At 73.7% G+C, this 19,850-nt stretch carries 19 protein-coding genes; 13 read left to right on the forward strand and 6 right to left on the reverse strand.

All coding sequences use genetic code 11. From position 1 onward, the window contains the following. Positions 1–6: 6 nt before the first annotated feature. Both ACQEUR_RS11190 and ACQEUR_RS11195 read right to left on the reverse strand, forming a co-directional pair. On the reverse strand, positions 7–1,341 hold the full coding sequence (locus ACQEUR_RS11190; protein WP_433029166.1) for an ABC transporter substrate-binding protein: 1,335 nt from the start codon (positions 1,339–1,341) through the stop codon (positions 7–9). 213 nt (positions 1,342–1,554) lie between these two features. Continuing rightward, positions 1,555–2,031 (reverse strand): DUF6232 family protein, encoded by a 477-nt coding sequence (locus ACQEUR_RS11195; RefSeq protein WP_433029167.1) that lies wholly within the window; start codon positions 2,029–2,031, stop codon positions 1,555–1,557. 130 nt (positions 2,032–2,161) lie between these two features. Between ACQEUR_RS11195 and ACQEUR_RS11200 the strand changes: the two genes are divergently transcribed. Both ACQEUR_RS11200 and ACQEUR_RS11205 read left to right on the forward strand, forming a co-directional pair. Continuing rightward, positions 2,162–2,935 (forward strand): enoyl-CoA hydratase/isomerase family protein, encoded by a 774-nt coding sequence (locus tag ACQEUR_RS11200; RefSeq protein ID WP_433029169.1) that lies wholly within the window; start codon positions 2,162–2,164, stop codon positions 2,933–2,935. 100 nt (positions 2,936–3,035) lie between these two features. Then, on the forward strand, positions 3,036–4,658 hold the full coding sequence (locus tag ACQEUR_RS11205; protein ID WP_433029171.1) for an acetolactate synthase: 1,623 nt from the start codon (positions 3,036–3,038) through the stop codon (positions 4,656–4,658). Here the strand turns inward: ACQEUR_RS11205 and ACQEUR_RS11210 are convergent. Then, on the reverse strand, positions 4,603–6,309 hold the full coding sequence (locus tag ACQEUR_RS11210) for a hypothetical protein (RefSeq protein WP_433029173.1): 1,707 nt from the start codon (positions 6,307–6,309) through the stop codon (positions 4,603–4,605). The genes ACQEUR_RS11205 and ACQEUR_RS11210 overlap by 56 nt on opposite strands. 257 nt (positions 6,310–6,566) lie before the next feature. Between ACQEUR_RS11210 and ACQEUR_RS11215 the strand changes: the two genes are divergently transcribed. Both ACQEUR_RS11215 and ACQEUR_RS11220 read left to right on the forward strand, forming a co-directional pair. Then, complete coding sequence (locus ACQEUR_RS11215) at positions 6,567–7,547, forward strand: ATP-binding cassette domain-containing protein (RefSeq protein WP_433029175.1); 981 nt, start codon at positions 6,567–6,569, stop codon at positions 7,545–7,547. Further along, positions 7,544–8,350, forward strand: a complete 807-nt coding sequence (locus tag ACQEUR_RS11220; RefSeq protein WP_433029177.1) for an ABC transporter permease — start codon at positions 7,544–7,546, stop codon at positions 8,348–8,350. The genes ACQEUR_RS11215 and ACQEUR_RS11220 overlap by 4 nt, the downstream gene beginning before the upstream one ends. Before the next feature lie 45 nt (positions 8,351–8,395). Here the strand turns inward: ACQEUR_RS11220 and ACQEUR_RS11225 are convergent, their stop codons facing one another. The 3 genes from ACQEUR_RS11225 to ACQEUR_RS11235 are packed head-to-tail and all read right to left on the reverse strand — an operon-like array spanning position 8,396 to position 9,558. Further along, on the reverse strand, positions 8,396–8,818 hold the full coding sequence (locus tag ACQEUR_RS11225) for a PLD nuclease N-terminal domain-containing protein (RefSeq protein WP_433029179.1): 423 nt from the start codon (positions 8,816–8,818) through the stop codon (positions 8,396–8,398). A gap of 27 nt (positions 8,819–8,845) precedes the next feature. Beyond that, complete coding sequence (locus tag ACQEUR_RS11230) at positions 8,846–9,169, reverse strand: DUF202 domain-containing protein (RefSeq protein WP_433029181.1); 324 nt, start codon at positions 9,167–9,169, stop codon at positions 8,846–8,848. Further along, a complete protein-coding gene (locus tag ACQEUR_RS11235) occupies positions 9,166–9,558 on the reverse strand; it encodes a YidH family protein (RefSeq protein ID WP_433029183.1) in 393 nt (130 codons plus the stop codon). Before ACQEUR_RS11235 ends, ACQEUR_RS11230 begins: the two co-directional genes overlap by 4 nt. A 41-nt stretch (positions 9,559–9,599) precedes the next feature. On the opposite strand from ACQEUR_RS11235, the gene ACQEUR_RS11240 reads away from it, so the two are divergent. From ACQEUR_RS11240 to ligA, 9 genes are all read left to right on the forward strand, one after another. Continuing rightward, positions 9,600–10,469, forward strand: a complete 870-nt coding sequence (locus ACQEUR_RS11240) for a GNAT family N-acetyltransferase (protein ID WP_433029185.1) — start codon at positions 9,600–9,602, stop codon at positions 10,467–10,469. After that, positions 10,466–10,870 (forward strand): hypothetical protein, encoded by a 405-nt coding sequence (locus tag ACQEUR_RS11245; protein ID WP_433029187.1) that lies wholly within the window; start codon positions 10,466–10,468, stop codon positions 10,868–10,870. Before ACQEUR_RS11240 ends, ACQEUR_RS11245 begins: the two co-directional genes overlap by 4 nt. A 166-nt stretch (positions 10,871–11,036) precedes the next feature. Then, positions 11,037–11,816 (forward strand): electron transfer flavoprotein subunit beta/FixA family protein, encoded by a 780-nt coding sequence (locus ACQEUR_RS11250; RefSeq protein ID WP_433029188.1) that lies wholly within the window; start codon positions 11,037–11,039, stop codon positions 11,814–11,816. A 26-nt stretch (positions 11,817–11,842) separates the two neighbouring features. After that, complete coding sequence (locus tag ACQEUR_RS11255) at positions 11,843–12,802, forward strand: electron transfer flavoprotein subunit alpha/FixB family protein (RefSeq protein WP_433029190.1); 960 nt, start codon at positions 11,843–11,845, stop codon at positions 12,800–12,802. 848 nt (positions 12,803–13,650) lie between these two features. After that, entirely contained in the window at positions 13,651–14,829 is a 1,179-nt protein-coding gene (locus ACQEUR_RS11260; RefSeq protein ID WP_433029192.1) for a cysteine desulfurase family protein, read from the forward strand. A gap of 51 nt (positions 14,830–14,880) precedes the next feature. Continuing rightward, positions 14,881–15,996: a tRNA 2-thiouridine(34) synthase MnmA gene (gene mnmA, locus ACQEUR_RS11265; protein WP_433029194.1), complete on the forward strand. Its 1,116-nt coding sequence runs from the start codon at positions 14,881–14,883 to the stop codon at positions 15,994–15,996. Positions 15,997–16,206: 210 nt separating this feature from the next. Next, a complete protein-coding gene (locus ACQEUR_RS11270) occupies positions 16,207–17,154 on the forward strand; it encodes a methionine synthase (RefSeq protein WP_433029519.1) in 948 nt (315 codons plus the stop codon). 37 nt (positions 17,155–17,191) lie between these two features. After that, entirely contained in the window at positions 17,192–17,557 is a 366-nt protein-coding gene (locus ACQEUR_RS11275; protein WP_433029196.1) for a VOC family protein, read from the forward strand. A 153-nt stretch (positions 17,558–17,710) separates the two neighbouring features. Then, positions 17,711–19,846: an NAD-dependent DNA ligase LigA gene (ligA, locus tag ACQEUR_RS11280; RefSeq protein ID WP_433029198.1), complete on the forward strand. Its 2,136-nt coding sequence runs from the start codon at positions 17,711–17,713 to the stop codon at positions 19,844–19,846. Positions 19,847–19,850 lie beyond the last annotated feature (4 nt).

The following is a 19,850-nucleotide window of genomic DNA, read 5'->3' on the forward strand; positions in this document are numbered from 1 at the left end:
GCCGCCTCAGGAGGCGAAGATCGTCTTCTTCTGGGCCTCGATCCGCCGACAGAGCCCGTCGATGTCGTTCGGCGAGCTCAGGAAGCCCTGCAACGACGGGATCATCACGGTGGAGGCGAAGTCGGGACGGGTGTCCCGGTCGAGGAACTGGGAGATCTGCTTCGCGCCGCCGACCAGCTCGACCGCCTTCTTCTGCAATGCGGTGTAGCGGCTGGTGTCGGCCGCGTTGTGCGTCGCCACGTTGTTCGGGTCGCTGCCCAGGTACGCCGCCTGCGCCTGCGCGCTGGCCAGGTAGCGGACCAGTGCCTTCGCCCCGTCCGGGTTCTTCACCTTGCTGGAGACCATGAACCCGTCGATCGGGGCCTCCACCGCGTCCTGCCCGTGCGCCTCGGCGATCTGCGGGAACGGGAAGAAGTCGAGATCGGCCGCCACGTCACCGGTGAACTGCTGCCCCACGAAGAGGCCGAACACGTACATCCCGGTCTGCTTCTGGCCCAGCGACTGCGCGGCCTCCTGCCACGTCCGCCCGTTCGCCCCCGGCTGGCTGTACGGCAGCAGCTCCCGCCAGAGCGAGAAGACCTGCTTGACCCGGGCGTCCTCCCAGGACTCCTTGCCGGCCATCAGGCTGACGTGGAAGTCGTAGCCGTTGGCGCGCAGGTTGATGTGGTCGAAGGTGCCCATGGCGGGCCAGCCGTCCTTGTCCGCCATGGCGATCGGGATCAGCCCGTCGCGCTTCATCCGGGCGCAGAGCCCGGTGAAGTCGTCCCAGGTGCGCGGGACCTGGTAGCCACGCTCGGCAAAGACGCTCCTGCGGTAGAAGACGGCCCAGGGGTAGTAGGTGAACGGCACGAAGTACTGCTTGCCGTCGGTGCCGGTCGACGCCGTCCGCATCGCCGCCGAGTAGCCGCCGCCGACCGAGCCCCAGACGTCGGAGAGGTCGGCGGCCATTCCCTGGGCGGCGAAGTACTGCATCCGGAACCCGGCGAACCAGGTGAAGACGTCGTCCGGAGTCGCCTGGAGGTAGCGGGTGATGTTTTCCTGGAAGGTGTTGTGGTCGACGGTGTTCACCCGTACGTCCAGCTCGGAGGCGGCCAGCAGGTCGGCGAGCGCCTTCTTCGGCACCTCGTCGGAGTAGTTGGAGCCGAGGGTGACCGTGCCGCCGTCCTCGCCGGTGCCGGGCTTCTCACAGCCGGCCAGCGCCGCCGGTACGGCGAGCGCGCCCGCCGCGTACGCGGCGCCGCCGAGCAGCCGTCGCCGGCCGAGCGTGAATGGCGGGCTGAGGGTGAGTGGCGGGCTGAGCCGGGATCGCGGCGGGATCTGCTGGGCCTGGGACTCTGCCATCGTGTCTCCTGCGCGCCGCAGCGGACGGGACCGAGCATCGCTCCGCGCCCCGGGCCCGCCGGTGACGCGGGACCTGTTACGCACGGGACCTGCGGATACGCGTGAAACCTGCCGGTAACAGTAGGAGGCCGGGCGGAAGACAGTCAAGAAGTCAGATCAAGCGATGTCGCGACGGCGTGCGTCGGCCGGGACCGGCAGGCCAGGGTGATCTTCTCAGCGGCGGGCGGCGGCGGTCACCGACGCCTGCTCCACCGCCCGCTCCAGCGCCCGGTAGATCCGGCCGAACCGCATCGCGTCGCCGGTGCGGATCAGCCGGACCGGGCCGCCCCGCCACTGCACCCAGATCTCCCGCTGGTGGCTGCCCCGGGTGTAGCTGCGGTCGACGTGTTCGAGCAGGTAGTCGGCGGCCGGCGCGACCGCCAGCCCGAGCAGGATCGAGAACCCGACGATGCCGATCGTGACGGTGAGCGAGGTGTGCAGGCGTACCGCGAGCAGGATGCCGAGCGCGGCGGCGGCCAGCGGGCCCGCGATCGCCGCGAGCAGCGCGCCCCGGCCGGCGACGGCGCCCCAGGAGCGGGCTCCCCGCACGTGCCAGACCCGGCCGACCTCGGCGAGCGGGTAGGCCCGGCCCCCCACCCGGATCGCCTCCGAGGTGATCCGTACCGCCCGGTCCTGGTAGTAGATGGTCATCGCCGTCACGTCCTCGCCGGCTCGACGTATGCTCCGCCTACCAGGAACTTTACCCCGCCGCTACGCCAGCTATCCCTCCCGCGGCCGGCCCCGTTAGGGTGGGCACGCTGCTTCGACGTGGAGGTGTGGCGTGGGCGACCTGGTCCGGGTGGAGATCGGCGACGGCATCGGCACGATCCGGCTGGACCGGCCGCCGATGAACGCGCTCAACACGCGGGTGCAGGAGGAGTTGCGCACCGCCGCGGCCGAACTCTCCGCGAACCCGGACGTCCGCGCCGTCATCGTGTACGGCGGGGAGAAGGTCTTCGCGGCCGGCGCGGACATCAAGGAGATGGCCGACATGTCGTACGTGGACATGGCCGGCCGGGCCGTCGAACTCTCCAACGCGCTCGGCGCCATCGCCCGGATCCCCAAGCCGGTGGTCGCGGCGATCACCGGCTACGCCCTCGGCGGCGGCTGCGAACTGGCGCTGGCCTGTGACTGGCGGGTGGTCGCCGAGGACGCGAAGCTGGGCCAGCCGGAGATCAGGCTCGGCATCATCCCCGGCGCCGGTGGCACCCAGCGGCTGGCTCGGCTGGTCGGCCCGGCCCGGGCCAAGGACCTGGTCATGTCCGGCCGGATGGTCGACGCGGCCGAGGCGCTGCGGATCGGCCTCGCCGACCGGGTGGTGCCGGCCGACCAGGTGTACGCGGAGGCGGTCGCCCTGGTCCGGCCGTACCTGACCGGCCCGGCGCAGGCGTTGCGGGCGGCGAAGCTGGCCGTCGACGGCGGCCTGGACCTGGACCTCGCCTCCGGGCTGGCCTGGGAGAGCCAGCTCTTCGCCGCGCTCTTCGCCACCGACGACCGCCGCGAGGGAATGGCCGCCTTCGTCGAGAAGCGCAAGCCGGACTTCACCGGGCGGTAGTCGCCGGGCCGGGTTTCGCCAGCATCAGGTGAGCCATTCTCACGTTCGTTCCGACCGGCCGGTAACCTCGCAGCAGTCGAGGCGGATGACAGGAGCGGCGATGACCGGACGGATCGACGGACACGGCGGCGAGCTGGCCCTCGCGGCACTGCGGGCGTACGGGGTGCGGGAGATGTTCACCCTCTCCGGCGGGCACGTCTTCCCGCTCTACGACGCGGCGCACCGCACCGACTTCCCGATCTACGACGTCCGGCACGAGCAGTCCGCGGTCTTCGCCGCCGAGGCGGTCGCCAAACTCCAGCGCCGCCCCGGGCTGGCCGTACTCACCGCCGGGCCGGGTGTCACCAACGGCATCTCGGGGCTGACCAGCGCCTTCTTCAACGCCTCCCCGGTCATGGTGCTCGGTGGCCGGGCGCCGGGCTTCCGCTGGGGCTCGGGCAGCCTCCAGGAGATCGACCACGTACCCCTGGTCGCCCCGGTGACCAAGCACGCGGCCACCGTGCACTCGACCGACGACGTCGCGGGTGCCGTCTCGACGGCGCTGGCCCAGGCGCTGACCCCGCACCGGGGGCCGGTCTTCCTCGACCTGCCACTGGAGGTGATCTTCTCCACCGGTGCGGCGGACCCGCCCGTGGCGGCCACCATCGCGCCCGTCGAACCGGACCCGGAGCAGGTCGCCGAGGCCGCCCGACTGATCGCCGGAGCCGAACGCCCGGTCATCATCGCCGGCTCCGACGTGTACGCCGGGGACGCCGTCGAGGCCCTGCGGGCGGCCGTCGAGGCGCTGCGGGTGCCGGTCTTCACCAACGGGATGGGCCGGGGCGCCCTGCCGCCCGGGCACCCGCTCGGCTTCGCCAAGGCCCGCCGGGTCGCCCTCGGCGGCGCCGACCTGGTCGTGGTGGTCGGCACCCCGCTCGACTTCCGGCTCGGCTTCGGCGACTTCGGCGCCGCGAAGGTGGTGCACGTCGTCGACGCGCCCGCACAGCGGGCCGGGCACGTCGAGCCGGCCGTCAGCCCGGCCGGTGACCTGCGGCTGATCCTGACCGCGCTGGCCGAACACCCCGGCGACCGTACCGACCACGAGTCGTGGATCGCCGACCTGCGTACCGCCGAGGAGGCCGCCCGGGCCCGGGACGCCGAGGCGATGGCCGCGGAGACCGACCCGATCAAACCGGCCCGGGTCTACGGCGAGCTGCGCCGGGTCCTCGCCCCGGACGCGGTGACCATCGGCGACGGCGGCGACTTCGTCTCGTACGCCGGGCGCTATCTCGAACCGGCGCAGCCCGGCACCTGGCTCGACCCCGGCCCGTACGGCTGCCTCGGCACCGGCATGGGCTACGCGATGGGAGCCCGGGTCAGCTACCCGGACCGGCAGATCTGCGTGCTGATGGGGGACGGGGCGGCCGGCTTCTCGCTGATGGACGTCGAGTCGCTGGTCCGGCAGAAGCTGCCGGTGGTGATCGTGGTCGGCAACAACGGCATCTGGGGCCTGGAGAAGCACCCGATGCGGGCCATGTACGGCTACGACGTCGCCGCCGACCTCCAGCCCGAGCTGCGCTACGACCAGGTGGTGACCGCGCTCGGCGGTGCCGGCGAGACGGTGGCGAAGGCCGCCGACCTGCGCCCGGCCCTGGAGCGGGCGTTCGACGCCGGCGTGCCGTACCTAGTCAACGTGCTGACCGACCCCGGCGACGCCTACCCGCGCTCCTCCAACCTGGCCTGACCCGGACGGCCGGGCCCGACCCGTCCGGGTTCGCCGCCCCGGGATCGGCGGCGACACCGGTCGCGGGCGGGCCGGCCGGCGCCGCCGCGGCGCCGGCACCGACGGTCAGGTCGGTGACCCGCAGCGCCGACCAGCCGCCGCTGGACGCCGGCCCGCCCGACGGGTCCGCGCCCGGCCGGTCGCCGGCCCGCTCCGGGCCCTCCCGGTCCGGGCCGGGTGGCGTCCGCCCGGCCAACGCCAGGGGCAGCAGCAGCACGCCGAGCACGAACGGGGCGGCCATGTACCGGGCCGCCTGCGCGTTGTTGACCGCCAGCACCGAGAGCTGGTTGCCGAGGCTCAACGCCGCCAGCGCGAGCAGCGACCGGTCCCGCCGCAGCCAGGCGACCAGGCCGACCGTCAGGTACGCCAGATAGGCCCAGGTGGCGCCCCGCCACAGCAGCCACTGCGGCCCGCTGATCCGCCCGGCGAGCCGGTCGGCCAGCTCGGCGACCGGCTCCCCGAGCGGCCGGGAGTAGGCCACCTTCCGGATCGCGGGCCGGTCGAAGCGCGGATCGCGTTCCAGGTAGACCGGGAGCGCCCAGGCGGTCGGATTGCCCCGCAGCCCGCCGGCCGGGGTGGGCCGCCAGGCGATCGAGCCCCGGCAGACCCGGGCCCGCAATACCGTCCCCGGATCGCGGCCGGCCAGCCGCCGCCAGGCGGACAGGAACTCGTCGCGGTGCTCCGCCGCCACCCGCCGGTCGAAGTCGACGTGGTACACGGTGGGGTCGACGGTGTGGCAGTCCGCCGACCCGCGCCAGTGCGCCAGCGGCGCCACCCGGGCCAGCAACCCGACGTCGGCGGCGGGAAACCCGGCCGGACGCTGCGCGTACCCGATCGCGAGGTCGCCCAGGAATGCCTCGTACGCCACGATCGAATCGCTGTCCCGTACGCCGAGCGTGGGCAGCAGCAGCCAGTTGGTGAGCAGCGCGACCGAGGCCGCCGCCACCCCGGCCAGCAGGATCCGGACGGCGGCGCCCCGGACCAGCGGCGCCACCAGCGCGGCGACGATCGCGACCACCAGGAAACCGTTCTGCCGGAACAGGCAGATCAGCGTCAGCTCGACCAGCGCCGCCCAGAACAGCGGCCGGGAGAACAGCGGGCCGTCGCGGCGGCGGGCGACCAGCCGGGCGAGGGTGCCGAGCAGGAAGACGTGGCAGATGACGAACGGCACGTCCTTCCAGACGCAGACCACGAACGTGCCGACCGGCGGCAGCACGACGACCGTCAGCGCGGCGGCGAGCCACCCCCAGGTCGGGCCGCCGAGCCGGCGCAGGCCGGTGACCGCATACGCCAGGCCGGCGGCCAGGGCGCAGGTCTGGGCCAGGGTCAGCGCACCGACCCCGCCGGTGAGGTGGATCGACAGCCAGACCAGTGCGGTGTAGCTGATCGGGTGGTGGGTGTTCCAGTCGCCGGTGGTCGCCTGCCAGACGTGGTCCAGCGAGTCGGGGCTGAACAGGCCCGGATAGCGGGCGGCCCACCAGAACAGCAGCACCGCCTGGGCGAGCGCGTAGGTGGTGCCGGCGACCACCGGCGCCGCCAGCCGCCGCCGGGCCACCGCCTCGGGCGGTCCGGCCGGCGACCACACCGGCCCGGTCGCCACCTCCGGTGCCATGCCCACCCTCCCTTCGCCGCGGCGCCCGGAGACGCCGACCAGCGGTGCGAGGGTGGTTGCACCGAACTCCGGCCATGCTACGACCGAGGGTCGACGGGGATCCCCGGAACGGCCACTCCACCCGGAAATCGGAGGCCTCGCGCGGGGTGCCCGCGTACCCTCGGCCGGGTGTCAGCGGCCGGCCGGCCGGTGTCAGCCCCGGGCCAGCGCCGTCGGACGCCGGTGGTGACACCAGTGAAGCGACGGGAGAAGGATTCATGAGTTACGCGATCCGGGCCGAAGGGCTGGTCAAGCGCTTCGGCGCCACGACCGCGCTGGCCGGAGTCGACCTGGCGGTCCCCGCCGGTACCGTGTTCGGCCTGCTCGGCCCGAACGGGGCGGGCAAGACCACCGCCGTACGGGTGCTGGCCACCCTGCTCCGGCCGGACGCCGGCACCGCGACGATCGGCGGGCACGACGTGTTCGCCGAGGCACACCAGGTCCGCCAGCTGATCGGCCTGACCGGCCAGTACGCCTCGGTCGACGAGACCCTCACCGGGACGGAGAACCTGCTGCTGATCGGCCGGCTGCTCGGGATGTCCCGGGCGGAGGCCAAGGGGCGGGCCCGGGAACTCCTCGCCGACTTCCACCTCTCGGACGCGGCGGACCGGGCGGCCAAGACCTACTCCGGCGGCATGCGGCGCCGGCTCGACCTGGCGGCGAGCCTGGTCGGCCGTCCCCGGGTGCTCTTCCTCGACGAGCCGACCACCGGGCTGGACCCGCGCAGCCGTACCGAGCTGTGGGGGATCGTGCGGGACCTCGTCGAGTCCGGGGTGACGGTGCTGCTGACCACGCAGTACCTGGAGGAGGCGGACCAGCTCGCCGACGAGATCGCCGTGATCGACCACGGCCGGGTGATCGCGCACGGCACGCCGGAGGAGCTGAAGGCGAAGACCGGCGGGCAGGCGCTGGTTGTCCGCCCGGGCGACCCGGAGGAACTGCCCGTGGTGCTGGCGATCCTGCGCGAGGTGGCCGGCGTCGAGCCGGAGCTGAGCCAGCACACCGCCACGGTGGCGGTCAACGACGGCCGGGTGCTGCCCACGGTGGTACGCCGGCTGGACGAGGCCGAGATCGTGGTCGCCGAGCTCGCGCTGCGCGGCTCCAGCCTGGACGAGGTCTTCCTCTCCCTGACCGGACACCGCGCCGACGACGACACCCCCCAGGACGAGGCCGCCCAGCTGGAAGGAACCCCGGCATGACCGCCGTCACCACCCCGATCCCGGTCGCGACCCGCCGGGTCAGCCCGCTGGCCGGACTCCAGCACACCATGACGCTCGCCTGGCGCAGCCTGGTCCAGATCAAGCACAACCCGATGGAACTGCTCGACCTGAGCATCCAGCCGATCATGTTCGTGCTGCTCTTCACGTACGTCTTCGGCGGGGCGATCGCGAACAGCCCCACCGACTACCTGCGGTTCATGCTCCCCGGCATCATGGTGCAGAACGCGCTCTTCGCCACCATGACCACCGGGTTCGGGCTGAACAGCGACCTGACCAAGGGAGTCTTCGACCGGCTCCGGTCGCTGCCGATCGCCCGGTGGGCCCCGCTGGCCGGCCGGATCCTCGCCGACACGGTCAAGCAGGCCTGGTCGATCGCGCTGCTGCTCGCCGTCGGGATGGCCCTCGGCTTCCGGATCGGCAACGGCGTGCTCGGGGTGCTCGGCGCGTTCGCCCTGCTGCTCGCCTTCTCACTGGCCGCCGCCTGGATCTCGGTGCTGGTCGGCGTGCTGGTCAGCGAGCCGGAGAAGGTACAGATCTTCGGCTTCATAGTGATCTTCCCGCTGACCTTCACCAGCAACATCTTCGTACCGACCGAGAGCATGCCCGGCTGGTTGCAGGCCTGGGTGAAGGTGAACCCCGTCTCCCAGCTCGCCGACGCGCTGCGCGGGCTGCTGGTCACCGGCCCCGAGTCCGGCCCGATCATCACCTCGCTGCTCTGGGGCCTGGGCATCGTGGTCGTCTTCGCCCCGCTGGCCGTCCGGGCGGTGATGCGCCGGACCTGAGCCGGCCGCGCGCGGGCGCGGCCGGGCGGCGGTGCGCGAGCGCGGTCAGGCCTCCGGTTGGGTCTCCTCCCGGGGTGGGTCACCGCTCTCCCGCCGCCGCAGGTCGTCCTCCCGGCGCCGCAGGTCCTCCTCCCAGCGGTCGAACAACTGCCGGTCCTGCTTCGACTGCTCCTCGCCGAGGGAGCGGAGGAAGTCGGGGTTGTCGTCCGGGGCGACCGGTCGGGGACGCTCCCGGCCGGGTGACCCACCCGGCGGTCGGCCGCCGGCCGGACGCGGCGTCGCTGGTCGCGGCCGTCCGGCGACGAACCAGGCGATCGAGCCGACCAACGGGAAGAGCAGGATGACGAGCACCCAGACGAGGCGGGGGAGCGCCCTGATCTCGTCCTCCTCGGCGGAGAGGCAGCTGATCAGAGCGAGGACGGCCAGGATCAGCTGTCCGATGGCGAGGAGCGCGTACAAGCGGACCATGTGGCCATGATGACGCACCGGGTCAGCTCAGCGCACCGGTGCCAGCACCAGGAGCAGGCCGAGTCCGGCAAATCCGGCGGAGACCAGGGCGGTCAACGGCAGCACGTGCCCGGGGCCGGTGGCTCGGGTGCCCGACGCACCGGCGTACCGGGGGTGGGTCAGGACGAGCACGGCCAGCCAGCCGAGCGCGGTGAGGGCGACGACGACCGCGCCGACGGCCCCCCGGGACAGTGCCAACCGTACGGCGAGCACGGCGATCACGGTGACCGCCAGCCGGGTACGCCGCCAGGAGAGCCGGGTGCGCTCGACGGCCAGCCCGGTGTCGCCGTCCGGCGCCGGTGGGCGGCTCACGTGGCCCCGGCGGCCTGGACCAGCACCGCGACGACCAGCAGCGCGGCGCCGAGGCCGACGAGCAGGGCGAGTACCGCCGGGAACCGGGACGCCGGCAGCTCCTCGCCGAGCCGGATGGCCCGTTCCGCGCGGGCCCAGTGGTCGACCGCCCGCAGCGCCACCGTGCCGCCGAGCAGCAGCAGGACCACGGCGAGCGCCTCGCGCAGGTGGGTGATCGGCATCGGCGGCAGGAACTGCGCCACGGCCAGGCCACCGGCGATCAGCGCCAGGCCGGTACGCAGCCAGGCGAGGAAGGTCCGCTCGTTGGCCAGCGAGAACCGGTAGTCCGGGGTCTCGCCGAGTTCGCGTACGTCGCCTGGGTTGAACCACCGCCGGATCGCCTGCAACACGATCACGATTATCCGGTGGACGGCCGGCTTAGCCTGATCGGGTGACAGATCTCGACGTTGACGTGCTGCGTACCGCCTACGACCGCCAGCTGCGGGCCCGGCCGCCGGAGCCGCTGCCGCCGGGCGTGACGGTGGAGCGGGACGGGCCGCTGCTGCGCATCCACGGGCTGGACCGGGGCGGCTTCCTGACGTACGAGAACCTGGGTGGCCTGACCGGGGCGGCGCTGGACGAGCTGATCGCGCGGCAGCGGGACTTCTTCGCCGGGCGGGGCCAGGAGGTGGAGTGGAAGCTGCACGGTCACGACGAGCCGGCCGACCTGGCCGACCGGTTGCGCGCCGCCGGCTTCGTGCCGGAGGACCGGGAGACCGTCGTGATCGGGCCGGTGGCGCCGCTGGCGGCGACGCTGCCGGTGCCGCCCGAGGGGGTACGGCTGCGTGAGGTGACCTCCCGGACCGACCTGGACCGGATCGCGGAGCTCAAGTCGGCGGTCTACGGCGGCGACTGGACCTGGTTGGCCGACGGGCTGGCCCGGGAGCTGGCCGCGGGTGCGGCGCAGCCGCGCGAGGTGCCGGACTCCTCGCCCGGGGTGGTGGACCTGGACGTGGCGGTGTCCGGGCCGCCGCTGGTCGTGGTGGTCGCCGAGGCCGACGGTGAGCTGGTCAGCGCCGGGTGGGTGCGTTTCGTGTCCGGCAGCGGGTTCGCCACGCTGTGGGGTGGGGCGACCCTGCCGCAGTGGCGCGGGCGGGGCATCTACCGGTCGCTGGTCACCTACCGGGCCCGGTTGGCGCAGGAGCGGGGCCGCACCCTGTTGCAGGTGGACGCCTCCGACGCCAGCCGGCCGATCCTGCTGCGGCTCGGCTTTGTAGCGGTCACCACCACCACGCCGTACGTCTACACTCCCAACCCGTGACGGAAGCGCTGACCGACGAGGAGAGAGCCACCCTGAAGACCGCCGCCTTCGGTGCCGTCTTCCTGGTCTCGAACGCCGATCCCGGCGCGCTTTCCATGATCAAGGAGAGTCTCGCCGCCTCGTCCGCGTTCGCCGGTACGACCGGGCTGGTCCGTGAGGTGCTCACCACCGGCGGCATGCCCCGGCTGACGTACGGCGCGCCGGCCGACGTGCCCGCGACGGTGCTGCCGGCGTTGCGCCGCGCGGTGGAGATCCTGCGGGCGAAGGCGCCGGACGAGCTGGCGGATTACCGCTCGGCGGTGCTGGCCGCCGCCGACCAGGTGGCCCGGGCGCACGCCGGGATAAGCCCGGACGAGGCGGCCATGATCGAGACCGTCCGGGACGCGCTCGGCGCCGCGTGAGCCGGGTCACTCCGGGCCTCGCCGAGGCCCTATGCTACTTGCGGGTAACATTGGCCCGTGGGCAACTCCACATCGTCCCGCGATTGACCGATCGTTAAGGAACGCGGGAGGCTGCGCCGGACAGCCGGGCGGGATCGCCATCAACAGGAGGGGTCGTCGAAGCGCGATGAACATCGTCGTACTCGTCAAGCAGGTGCCCGATTCGGGTGCGGACCGCAGCCTGCGCAGTGACGACAACACCGTCGACCGGGGGTCGGCAAACAACGTCATCAACGAGATGGACGAGTACGCCATCGAGGAGGCGTTGCGGATCAAGGAGGCGCACGGCGGCGAGGTGACCATCCTGACGATGGGGCCGGAGCGGGCCGGCGAGTCGATCCGCAAGGCGCTGTCGATGGGGCCGGACAAGGCCGTACACGTGCTCGACGACGCGCTGCACGGCTCCTGCGCGGTGGCCACCTCCCGGGTGCTCGCGGCGGCGCTCGGCCAGCTCGGCCCCGACCTGGTGCTCTGCGGTGCCGAGTCGACCGACGGCCGGGTGCAGGTCCTGCCGCACATGCTCGCCGAGCGGCTGGGCGTCGCGGCGCTCACCGGCGCCCGCAAGCTCAGCGTGGACGGCACCTCCCTGACCGTGGAGCGGCAGACAGAGGAGGGCTACGAGGTGGTGACCGCCGCCACTCCGGCCGTGGTCTCGGTCTGGGACACCATCAACGAGCCCCGCTACCCGTCCTTCAAGGGCATCATGGCCGCCAAGAAGAAGCCGGTGCAGACCCTCGCCCTGGCGGAGCTGGGCATTCCCGCCGCCGAGGTCGGTCTCGAGGGCGCGACCAGCGAGGTCGTCGAGCACAGCAAGCGTCCGCCCCGCTCCGGCGGCGAGCGGGTCACCGACGAGGGCGACGGCGGCGTGCGACTGGTCGAGTTCCTCGCCACCGAGAAGTTCGTGTGACCGGGCCGGATACAGGAGGAATGACCATGGCTGAGGTTCTCGTCGTCGTCGAGGCCACGCGGGAGTTCGGCGTCAAGAAGGTCACGCTCGAACTGCTCACCCTCGCCCGCGAGCTGGGCAGCCCGGCCGCCGTGGTGCTCGGCGGCCCCGGTGCCGCCGCACAGCTCGCCGACCGACTGGGCGAGTACGGCGCGGAGAAGATCTACGCCGCCGAGCATGAGGAGATCGACGGCCACCTGGTCGCCCCGAAGGCGACCGTGCTGGCCGAGCTGGTCCGGCGGGTGCAGCCCGCCGCCGTGCTGCTGGCGTCGAGCCAGGAGGGCAAGGAGATCGCCGGCCGGCTCGCCGTCAAGCTCGACAACGGGCTGCTGACCGACGTGGTCGGACTCGCCGCCGACGGCACCGCCACGCAGGTCGCGTTCGCCGGCTCGGCGATCGTCACCTCCCGGGTGCGCCGGGGCCTGCCGCTGGTGACCCTGCGGCCGAACTCGGTCACCCCGAGCCCGGCACCGGTCACGCCCGCCGTCGAGCAGCTCGACGTCCAGCTCGGCGACGCTGACCGGCTGGCCCGGGTGGTGGAGCGGGTGGCCGAGCAGAAGGGCAGCCGCCCGGAGCTGACCGAGGCCTCGGTGGTGGTCTCCGGCGGCCGTGGCGTGGGCAACGCCGACAACTTCAAGATCGTCGAGGAGCTGGCCGACCTGCTCGGCGGGGCGGTCGGGGCGTCCCGGGCGGCGGTGGACTCCGGCTTCTATCCGCACCAGTTCCAGGTGGGCCAGACCGGCAAGACGGTCTCTCCGCAGCTCTACGTGGCACTGGGCATCTCCGGCGCGATCCAGCACCGGGCCGGCATGCAGACCTCGAAGACGATCGTCGCGGTCAACAAGGACGCCGAGGCGCCGATCTTCGAGCTCGCCGACTTCGGCGTGGTGGGTGACCTGCACAAGATCGTGCCGCAGGCCGCCGAGGAGATCCGCAAGCGCCGGTAGCAGGCCGCGACGCTGACGGCCGGGGCCGGCGACCGGAACACGGTCGCCGGCCCCCGTCGTCCGCCCCGGGCCGTTCGGGCCGTTCGGCCGTTCGGGCCGTTCGGGCCGTTCGGAATCGAAGGTGGTCTGCGGCGAACTGTAGACCTGGGCGCACAGCCGGGGCGCCGGCCGCGCCCGGTCCCCGCCCTCGCGTCTGTCCCGCCCTCGCGTTGGGTTCCGGCCGTCGCGCCCGGTTCGCCGGTCGGTCGTTCCGTGCCCGTGCCGTCTGGCCGCTTGCGCCGGGCACGCCGGTCATGGCCGGGCGGGCGCACGGACGGGGCAGGTCTACAGGCTGTTGGTCGCGTCGGTGCGTCGGTGGCGGCTGGGCGGGCGCACGGATGGGGCAGGTCTACAGGCTGTTGGTCGCGTCGGTGCGTCGGTGGCGGCTGGGCGGGCGCACGGATGGGGCAGGTCTATAGGCCGTCGGTGGCGTCGGTGGCGGCTGGGCGGGCGCACGGATGGGGCAGGTCTACAGGCTGTCGGTCGCGTCGGGTGCGGCCGGGCGGGCGCATAGGCGGGGCAGCTCTACAGGCTGTCGGTCACGTCGGTCGTTGCGGTCGCGCTGCTCGCGCTGCTCGCGCTGCTCGGGCCGGTTGCGACCGGGCGGGCGCATAGACGGGGCAGGTCTACAGGCTGCCGGTGCTCTGGTGCCGAGCCGGCAGCCTCGCCCCCGCCGGCACCGCGTCGGCCCGGCCAGCACTCCGGCACCGTGCCCGTGTCCGAGCGGCACCCCGCCCGGACCGTGCGGTACCGGAGCGGGCCAACCGGCCCCGAGGCTGTCGCGCCGGCGGCCGATAGGCTGGACGGTGATGACATATCTGGATCACGCGGCGACCACTCCGATGCTCGAAGAGGCACTGGAGGCGTACGTCGCGACCGCGCGCCAGGTCGGCAACCCGTCGTCCCTGCATGCCGCCGGACGGCATGGGCGGCGCCGGGTGGAGGAGGCCCGCGAGCGGGTGGCCGCCGCCCTCGGTGCCCGGCCGTCCGAGGTCATCTTCACCGCCGGCGGCACCGAGAGCGACAACCTGGCGGTGAAGGGCATCTTCTGGGCCCGCCGGGCCGCGGATCCGACCCGGATCCGGGTGGTGGCGAGCGCCGTCGAGCACCACGCGGTGCTCGACTCGGTCGAGTGGCTGGCCCGGCACGAGGGCGCCACGGCCGACTGGCTGCCGGTCGACGCCGTGGGCCGGCTTGACCCCGCCCGGCTGCGCGCCCAACTGGAGGCGCACGCCGCCGAGGTCGCCCTGGTCAGCGCGATGTGGGCGAACAACGAGGTAGGTACCCTCCAGCCGATCGCCGAGCTCGCCGAGGTGGCCGCCGCGCACGGCATCCCGTTCCACACCGACGCCGTACAGGCCGTCGGGCAGGTACCGGTCGACTTCGCCGCCAGCGGGGTCTCGGCGCTGACCGTCACCGGCCACAAGCTCGGCGGCCCGACGGGGGTGGGCGCGCTGCTGCTCGCCCGCGACGTGGCCTGCACCCCCGTCCTGCACGGGGGCGGGCAGGAGCGGGACGTCCGCTCCGGCACGCTCGACGTCGCCGGCATCGTCTCCTTCGCCGTGGCCGTCGAGGCGGCGGTGAAGACCCAGCAGGAGTACGCCGCCCGAGTGGCCGCGCTCCGCGACGACCTGGTGGCCCGGGTCCGGCAGGCGGTGCCCGAGGCGGTGCCGAACGGTGACCCGGTGGACCGGCTGCCCTGCAACGCGCACTTCTCCTTCCCCGGCTGCGAGGGCGACGCCCTGCTGATGCTCCTCGACGCGCAGGGCATCGCCTGCTCGACCGGGTCGGCCTGCTCCGCCGGGGTGGCCCAGCCGTCCCACGTACTCCTGGCGATGGGAGCCGACGACGACCGCGCCCGGTCGTCGCTGCGCTTCTCGCTCGGCCACACCTCCACCCCCGAGGACGTCGAGGCGCTGGTCGCGGCCTTGCCCGGGGTGGTCGAGCGGGCCCGCCGGGCGGGTGCGGTCCGGTCCGCCCGGAGCTGACGGTGCTCGCGGCGGGCCGGCTACGCTTCCTGCGAGGAGAGGGGTGAACCGGTGAGGGTGTTGGCGGCGATGTCCGGCGGGGTCGACTCGGCGGTCGCGGCCGCGCGCGCCGTGGAGGCCGGCCACGACGTGACCGGCGTGCACCTGGCGCTCTCCCGCAACCCGCAGACCTACCGGTCCGGCGCCCGCGGCTGCTGCACCCTCGAAGATTCCCGGGACGCCCGGCGGGCCGCCGACGTGATCGGCATCCCGTTCTACGTCTGGGACCTCGCCGACCGGTTCCACGAAGACGTGGTGGACACCTTCGTCGCCGAGTACGCCGCCGGCCGTACCCCGAATCCGTGCCTGCGCTGCAACGAGAAGATCAAGTTCGCCGCGGTGCTGGACCGGGCCGTCGCCCTCGGCTTCGACGCGGTGGTCACCGGCCACCACGCCCGGCTGGGCGCCGACGGCCTGCTGCGGCGCAGCGTCGACGCGGCCAAGGACCAGTCGTACGTGCTGGCGGTGCTCACCCGGGAACAGCTCGACCGCTCGATCTTTCCGCTCGGCGACTCGACCAAGGCGGAGGTACGCGCGGAGGCGGCGCGGCGCGGGCTCACCGTGGCCGACAAGCCCGACTCGCACGACATCTGTTTCATCGCCGACGGCGACACCCGGGGCTTCCTCGCCGACCGGCTGGGAGAGGCGCCCGGTGACATCGTCGACGCCCGCTCCGGGGCGGTGGTCGGCGCGCACAGCGGCGCGTACGCCTACACCGTCGGCCAGCGCAAGGGGCTGGCGCTGGGCGTACCGGCCCCGGACGGGCGGCCCCGCTACGTGCTCTCCATCACCCCGACCACGAACACCGTGACCGTGGGACCGGCCGAGGCGCTGGAGGTGTCGACCGTGGACGCCGAGCGGCCGGTGTGGACCGGCGGACCGGCGCCGGCCGGCCCGGTCGAGTGCGAGGTGCAGTTGCGGGCGCACGGGCAGGTCGTCCCCGCGACCGTCCGGCTCGACGGCGGGTCGCTGCACGCCGGGCTGCACCGCCCGGTGCGCGGGGTCGCCGCCGGTCAGGCGATCGTCGCGTACCGGCCGGATCCGGGCGGCGACATCGTGCTCGGCTCCGCCACCATCAGCGAGACCGCCGCCGGGACCGCGAACGGATCGCCCGCCGTCGCCGGTTGAGTCGCCGACGAGGGACTTCCGGATCCGCCGCCGGACGGCTTCGCCCGGCCCGGCCGCGATCGGCGGGACCCAGGGGCTAGCCTTCGCGGGGTGACCGATCAGCAGGGTAGCGATCAACGACAGGACACCGACCAGGGACCGGCGGCGGGTCAGGAGCAGGCCGGGCGGCGGTGGCCCTGGCCGGCCGGCGCGGCGAGCGGGATCGGGTCGATGCCCGGCACCGACGGCACGGAGGCGCAACGGATCGTGCTCGGCGAGCTGCCCCTGCCGCACCTGCCGGAGCTGCCCGCCCGGGGTCCCGGTGCCGACCTCGTCGGACGGACCGCCGGGCTGCTGGTGGAGCTGCCGGTCGAGCTGTACGCGGCCCGGTGGCGGGTGGCCGGACGTCCGGGACGGGACCTGCGCCGCGCCCACGACCTGCTGGAACGCGACCTGGACCAGATGACCGAGCAGGCCGGGGAGTTCACCGGGAGCTTCAAGATCCAGGCCGCCGGGCCGTTCACCATGGCGGCCAACCTGGAACTTCCGATCGGTGGGTGGATGCTCCGGGACCCGGGCGCGGTGCGGGACCTCGCCGACTCGCTCGCCGACGGGCTGCGCGAGCACGTCGCCCAGGTGCGCCGCCGGCTGCCCCGGGCCACGGTGCTGCTCCAGCTCGACGAGCCGTCGCTGCCGGCCGTACTGGCCGGGCACATCGCGACCGAGAGCGGGCTGGGCGCGTACCGGCCGGTCGAGCCGGCCACCGCCACCGGGCTGCTGCGGACCGTCGTGGCGGCGGCCGGCGTACCCGTCGTGCTGCACTGCTGCGCGCCGGACGTACCGCTGGAGCTGGTCGGGTCGACCGGCGCCGCCGCGGTCGCGCTCGACCTGGCGCGGGTGACCCGGCTGGACCCGCTCGGCGAGGTGATCGACGCCGGGCTCGGGCTCTTCGCCGGCGCCGCGCCCGGGCTGCCGCCCTCGACCGGCCGGGCGCCGTCGTCGGCCGAGATCGCCGACCGGGTACGCCAGGTCTGGGACCGGCTCGGCTTCCCCCGCGCCCGCCTGGCGGAGCAGGTGGTGGTGACCCCCGCCTGCGGGTTGGCCGGCGCCACCGACGAGTACGCCCGGACGCTGCTGACCGCCGTCCGGGACGCCGGCCGCCGACTCTCCGAGGAGTGAGGTTTTCCTGTCACATCCGCCGGGCAGGATGGCCGGCATGATTGGCCAACTCCGCACCGTGGTGATCGACTGTCCGGATCCACGCGCGCTCGCCGGCTTCTACGCGGAGCTGCTCGGGCTGCCCGTCACGGACGACCCCGACAACGAGTGGGTGGTGCTCGGCGGCGAGCGTGGCCACCACCCCCGGTTGGCGTTCCAGCGGGCGCCGGACCTGCGTGAGCCCCGCTGGCCCGATCCCGAGCGCCCCCAGCAGTTCCACCTCGACGTGACCGTCTCCGACATCGAGCGCGCCGAGGCCGCGGCGTTGCGGCTGGGGGCGACCCGGCTGCCCGGCGAGGGCGAGGGCTGGCGGGTCTACGCCGACCCGGCCGGCCACCCGTTCTGCCTCTGCTGGGACGACTGACCCGGGGGCCGCGCACCAACGGGATCATGCGGGTCCGGGCTGCGCCCTGCGCCACCGCCGGCAGCGCCGTCGGGGGGCGTGGCCGGGCTGACCAGGTGCGAGTCGGCGCGGGCGGCTACCGTTTGCCCAGAAGCGCGATCACGGAGGTCGAGGGTGTCCGAGGAAGCCGTCCCGCAGCAGGTCAGCCCCGCCCAGCGGGCGGCGGCCGGGGAGGAGCCGACGGCCGGGGCGAAGGAGCGGCACAACGCGCTCAGCATCGAGATCACCGACCACCAGTACCGCTACTACGTGCTCGACGCGCCGACGATCTCCGACGCCGAGTTCGACCGGCTGCTGCGCGAGCTGACGGAGCTGGAGGAGCGCTATCCGGCGCTGCGGACCCCGGACTCCCCGACCCAGCGGGTCGGCGGCACCTTCTCGACGCTCTTCACCCCGGTCGTCCACGCCGAACGGATGATGTCGCTGGACAACGCGTTCGACCCGGCGGAGCTGACCGCCTGGGCGGAGCGGGTGGAGCGGGACGCGGGCGGCCCGGTCAGCTACCTCTGCGAGCCGAAGGTCGACGGGCTGGCGATCAACCTCACCTACCAGCGGGGGCGGCTGGTCCGGGCGGCCACCCGGGGCGACGGCCGGACCGGCGAGGACGTCACCGGCAACGTGCGGACGATCCGGGGCGTGCCGGAGCGGTTGGCGCAGGGGGACGGGCTCGCCCCGGCGCCGGAGCTGCTGGAGGTGCGGGGGGAGATCTACTTTCCGGTCGAGGCGTTCGCCGACCTCAACGCGAGCCTGGTCGAGCAGGGTGGGGCGCCCTTCGCCAACCCGCGCAACGCGGCGGCCGGGAGCCTGCGACAGAAGGACCCCCGGGTCACCGCCACCCGTCCGCTGCGGCTGGTCGTGCACGGTATCGGCGCCCGGCAGGGGTTCCAGCCGGTCGCGCAGTCGCAGGCGTACGCGACGCTGCGGGCCTGGGGGCTGCCGACCAGTGACCGCTGGCGGGTGGTGCCGGACCTGGCCGGCGTCCGGGAGTACATCGACTACTACGCGGCGCACCGGCACGACGTCGAGCACGAGATCGACGGCGTGGTGGTGAAGGTGGACCCGCTGTCCCTGCAGGGCCGGCTCGGTTCGACGAGCCGGGCGCCGCGCTGGGCGATCGCCTTCAAGTATCCGCCGGAGGAGGTGACCACCAGGCTGCTGGACATCGACGTCAATGTCGGGCGTACCGGCCGGGTGACCCCGTTCGCGGTGCTCGAACCGGTCCGGGTGGCCGGCTCCACGGTCGCCCTGGCGACCCTGCACAACGCCCGCGAGGTGGCCCGCAAGGGGGTGCTGATCGGCGACACGGTGGTGGTGCGCAAGGCGGGTGACGTGATTCCCGAGGTGCTCGGACCGGTGATGGAGCTGCGGCCGGCCGACGCCCGCCCGTTCGAGATGCCGACCCGCTGCCCGGCCTGCGGCACGGCGCTGGCGCCGGCCAAGGAGACCGACGTCGACATCCGCTGCCCGAACTCGCGCCTGTGCCCGGCCCAGCTCCGGGAGCGGGTCTTCCACCTCGCCGGACGCGGCGCGCTCGACATCGAGGTGCTGGGCTTCAAGGCGGCGGGTGCGCTGCTGGACTCGCAGGCGATCACCGACGAGGGCGACCTCTTCTTCCTCGACGCGGAGAAGCTGGCCGCCGTGCCGTTCTTCGTCAAGAAGGACGGCAACCTCGGTAGCAACGCGGTCAAGCTCCTGGAGAACCTGGACGAGGCACGGCGGCGACCGCTCTGGCGGGTGCTGGTGGCGCTCTCGATCCGGCACGTCGGCCCCACCGCCGCCCAGGCGCTGGCCCGGGAGTTCGGCTCGATGGCGGCGATCGAGGCGGCCGGCGAGGAGGAACTGTCCGCCGTGGACGGCGTCGGTCCGACCATCGCGGTGAGCCTGCGGGAGTGGTTCGCCGTCGACTGGCACCGGGAGGTGGCGCGGAAGTGGGCCGAGGCGGGCGTACGGATGGCGGAGGAACGCGTCGACTCCGGACCGCGCCCCCTGGAGGGGCTGACCGTGGTGGTGACCGGGACCCTCGCCGACTACACCCGGGACCGGGCGGCGGAGGAGGTGCAGGCGCGGGGCGGCAAGGTGAGCGGCTCGGTGTCGAAGAAGACCGCCTTCGTGGTCGTCGGGGAGAATCCTGGGTCGAAGGCGGAGAAGGCGGCCGCGCTGAAGGTGCCTATCCTCGATGAGGCGGGCTTCCAGGCGCTGCTCTCGGAGGGTCCCGAAGCCGCAGGTAGGCTTGCTATTCGTAACGACTAGTAGT

Source organism: Plantactinospora sp. CA-290183, assembly GCF_050936375.1.
Taxonomy (GTDB): Bacteria; Actinomycetota; Actinomycetes; order Mycobacteriales; family Micromonosporaceae; genus Plantactinospora.